The sequence below is a fragment of the Albidovulum sp. genome (assembly GCF_008933605.1).
Classification (GTDB): domain Bacteria; phylum Pseudomonadota; class Alphaproteobacteria; order Rhodobacterales; family Rhodobacteraceae; genus Albidovulum.
Map to the genome: position 1 here is coordinate 1 of NZ_WBUS01000218.1, position 3892 is coordinate 3892.

3 protein-coding genes are annotated in these 3892 nt (G+C 71.7%); 1 reads left to right on the plus strand and 2 read right to left on the minus strand.

Annotated features, from left to right (window positions below; genetic code table 11):
- Window positions 1-355: 355 nt before the first annotated feature.
- Window positions 356-1789 carry an aldehyde dehydrogenase family protein gene (locus tag F9K34_RS17565; RefSeq protein ID WP_291338409.1) on the minus strand — a complete coding sequence of 478 codons (1434 nt, stop codon included), beginning with the start codon at window positions 1787-1789 and terminating at the stop codon, window positions 356-358.
- 243 nt (window positions 1790-2032) lie between these two features.
- On the opposite strand from F9K34_RS17565, the gene F9K34_RS17570 reads away from it, so the two are divergent.
- A complete protein-coding gene (locus F9K34_RS17570) occupies window positions 2033-2566 on the plus strand; it encodes an adenine phosphoribosyltransferase (protein WP_291338410.1) in 534 nt (177 codons plus the stop codon).
- A gap of 116 nt (window positions 2567-2682) precedes the next feature.
- Here the strand turns inward: F9K34_RS17570 and F9K34_RS17575 are convergent.
- A partial coding sequence (locus tag F9K34_RS17575; protein WP_291338411.1) for an FAD-binding oxidoreductase occupies window positions 2683-3892 on the minus strand: 1210 nt, incomplete at its 5' end.

The window sequence follows — 3892 nt, forward strand, 5'->3', positions numbered from 1 at the left end:
CTCCCAGTCCCATGTCGTGCAATTCGCCCCCCGGCGCGACAACGCCCGGTGACGGGCACCGAACTCCTGAAACGGCGCTTCGGCCTGCCCCGCCCGCCCCTCCCCGGTCTGCCCCTGCGTCCGAACGCATTTCGGTTGCCGGAACCTTGACCGGATCGCGGCCGCGGGCAAGCGGAAGCGGCCTTACCCGGCCCTTGCCGCCCCGCGCGCCTTGTCGGGACGGAAAACCGACGCGAACCCGACGCGGGTCCGACGTGAAACCGACGCATCCCGCCCGCTTTTCGGACGGCACGGCCCCGGTCCACCGCGCCGCCGCCGGAGAGGATCGGGCCGGCCCCCACGGGCAGGGTCGCCCCTATCCCGCGAAGCTGTAGGCCGTCTTGACGGACGTGTAGAAGTCCATCGCCATCCGTCCCTGTTCGCGCCCGCCGAGGGAGGAGCCGCCGCGGCCGCCGAAGGGGACATGGTAGTCCACGCCCGCCGTCGGCAGGTTGACCATCACCATCCCGGCCCTGGAGCCGCGCCGGAAGGCGGTGGCGTGTTTCAGCGAGCCGGTGCAGATGCCGGAGGACAGGCCGAAGGGCGTGTCGTTGGCCACCGCCAGCGCCTCGTCGAAGTCGGCCACCCGGATCACGCTGGCGCAGGGGCCGAAGATTTCCTCGCGGCTCGTGCGCATGTCGTTGCGCGCCTTCAGGAACAGCGCCGGCGCCTGGAAACTGCCCGGCCGGTTCAGACGCTGGCCGCCGAGGACCTCGCAGCCTTCCTCGGCGGCGAGGCGGACATAGTCGAGGTTGCCGGAAAGCTGGGCCTCGGACACCACCGGCCCGATCTGCGTCTCGGCCTCCAGCGGGTCGCCGACGCGCAGGGCGCCCATGGCCGCCGCAAGCGTCTCGACGAAGGCGTCGTGGATGCGCTCCTCGACGATCAGCCGGGAGGAGGCGGTGCAGCGCTGGCCGGTCGAGAAGAAGGCGCCGTTCAGGCAGGCGTTCACCGCCAGGTCCAGGTCGGCGTCGGCCATGACCACCATCGGGTTCTTGCCGCCCATCTCCAGCTGGACCTTCTTCATCCCCGCCGCGCAGCCCGCCGCGATGCCGCGTCCCACCCGTTCGGAGCCGGTGAAGGAAATCGCCGCCACCTCGGGGTTCTGCACCAGCGCCGCCCCGATCTCGGAGCCTCGTCCCATCACGAGGTTGAAGACGCCGGGCGGGCAACCGGCCTCCGCGAGCACTTCCGCCAGCACATGCGCGCACCCCGGGGTCAGGTCGGCGGGCTTCATCACCACCGCGTTGCCGGCGGCCAGCGCCGGCGCGGCCTTCCAGGCCGGAATGGCGATCGGGAAGTTCCAGGGCGTGATCAGGCCGACGACTCCCAGGGGCTCGCGCATCACGTCGACCTCGACCCCCTCACGGATCGAGTTCAGCTTCTCGCCCGGGTTGCGCACCGCCTCGCCCGCATAGAAGTAGAAGAGCTGCGCGGCCCGCAGCGCCTCGCCCTTCGCCTCGGCCAGGGTCTTGCCCTCCTCGCGGGCGAGAAGCCGGCCGAGCGCGTCGTTCCGCGCGAGAAGGAGATCGCCCGCCCGCCGCAACACGTCCGACCGCAGTTGCGGGGAGCCGCGGCCCCAGGCGGGCTGGGCCGCCCTCGCCGCCGCCACCGCCGCCTCGACATCCGAGGCGGTGCCCCGGGCGTAAAGGCCGACCAGGTCGTCGGGATTGGCGGGACTGCGGTTCTCGCTGGCACCCGCCGCAGCGCACCATTGGCCGCCAATGAAGTTCCGCTTGATCTCGGACATGGTCGTCTCCTACCCGCAGCGCTGACAGTCAGCATCGCTTCCGGCAGTAAGGCCCGACACGGAAGACTGTCAATCCGCCGGCCCGGCCGGCTTTCCCGGCCCTTGCCGCCCCGCACGCCCTGTCGGGACGGAAAACCGACGCGAACCCGACGCGGGTCCGACGGGAACCCGACGCATCCCGCCCCGCTTTGCGGCCGGCGCGGGGCGTGCTACCACCCCCTCGGACGAGCGACCGGGGACCCCATGCAAAAGACCGTCAAGGACTACATCCGCACGATTCCCGACTTCCCGCACGAGGGCATCCTCTTCCGCGACGTGACCACGCTCTTCGCCGATGCCCGCGGCTTCCGGATGGCCATCGACCAGCTTCTTCACCCCTATGCCGGCGCCCGGATCGACAAGGTGGTGGGGCTGGAGGCACGGGGATTCATCCTCGGCGGGGCCATAGCGCACCAGCTGACGAAGGGCTTCGTGCCGATCCGCAAGAAGGGCAAGCTGCCCGGCCGGACCATCGCGCAGGGCTACACGCTCGAATACGGCGAGGCGGTGATGGAGGTCCACGAGGACGCCATCGCGCCCGGCGAAAAAGTCTTGATTGTCGATGACTTGCTGGCCACGGGCGGGACCTGCGAGGCGGGCATCAAGCTCTGCGAGCGGCTCGGGGCCGAGGTCGTCGGCTGCGCCTTCGTGATCGACCTGCCGGAGCTTGGCGGGCGGCGGCTTCTGGAACGGCTCGGCATGAAGGTGCATGTCCTTTGCGAGTTCGAGGGGGCTTAACCGCCTGGTAAGGACTCGGCGCTAGACCTCTCCCTGCGCCCCTCGCGGGGCACGTTCGCAACGTGAGTTTCGCGGCTCCCGCCCCGCCGGTCCTTCCCCCGGCGGGGCGCTCCGTCTCACGGCCGGATCACCGCGCCGGGGTTCAGGATGCCGAGGGGATCGAGGGCCTGCTTGATCCGCCGCATGGCGGAGAGTTTCGCCGGATCACCGTAGCGCAGAAGCTCCCCGGTTTTCAGCCGGCCGATCCCGTGCTCGGCGCTGATCGAGCCGCCGTGGTCGTGGACAAGGTCATGGACCGCCCGCGTGACTTCCGCGGCATGACCGACCCAGGCGGCGTGGGTGCCGCCCTGCGGCGGGAAGACGTTGTAGTGCAGGTTGCCGTCGCCGAGATGACCGAAGGCATTGATCCGGAAGGGTCCGAGGGCGCGCAGGGCGGCATCCGCGCGGGGCAGAAAGGCCGCTATTTCCGAGAGCGGCAGCGAGATGTCATGCGAGGCGATGGCACCGATCCGGCGGTTCGCCTCGGGGAGCCGCTCGCGCAGGTCCCAGAGCATCTGCCGCTGCGCCGCGCTCGCGGCGAGCACGGCCTCGCCCACGAGCCCTTCGGCGGCCGCCGCCTCGTAGATCTCGCCCAGCACCGCCTCGGGATCGAGCCCCGGCGGCAGGCCAAGCTCCATCAGCACCGACCAGTCCGGCCGGCCGGGAAGCGGCTGGCGCACCTCCGGCAGCACCTCGTCGAGGAACCGCAGCCCCTGCCCGCCGATCAGCTCGAAGGTGGAGACCGCGCCCCCGGTCCTGTCCTGCGCCAGCGCGAGGAGGCGAAGGGCCCCGGCCGGGCCGGACACGGCGAGAGCAGCGGTCGCCAGGGCGGCGGGGCGTGGGAAGAGCCGGAGCGTGGCGGCGGTAAGGATGCCGAGCGTGCCCTCGGAGCCGACCAGGAGATCGGTGACGTCGTAGCCGGTGTTGTCCTTCCTGAGACGCTTCAGGCCATGAAGGATCGAGCCGTCGGCCAGCACCGCCTCGACCCCGAGGCAGAGGGCGCGGGCGTTCCCGTAGCGCAGGACGGCGGTGCCGCCGGCGTTGGTGGCCAGGACGCCCCCCACCCGCGCCGTTCCCTCGGACGCGAGCGAGAGCGGGAAGAGGAGGCCCGCCGCCTCCGCCGCCGCCTGGACCTCGGCCAGGGTCATGCCCGCCTCGGCGATCATCAGCCCCTCGGCGGGCCAGATGCCGCGCGCGGCCGCCATCCGTTCGAGCGAGAGGATGAGCGGCGCCGGCCCTTCGGGGAGCACCTGGCCGAGGACGAGCCCTGTCCCCCCGCCCCAGGGC

Coding starts and splice junctions, on each gene's coding strand:
- F9K34_RS17565 (WP_291338409.1), bottom strand. CDS start 1,789: ATGTCCGAGATCAAGCGGAACTTCATTGGCGGCCAATGGTGCGCTGCG.
- F9K34_RS17570 (WP_291338410.1), top strand. CDS start 2,033: ATGCAAAAGACCGTCAAGGACTACATCCGCACGATTCCCGACTTCCCG.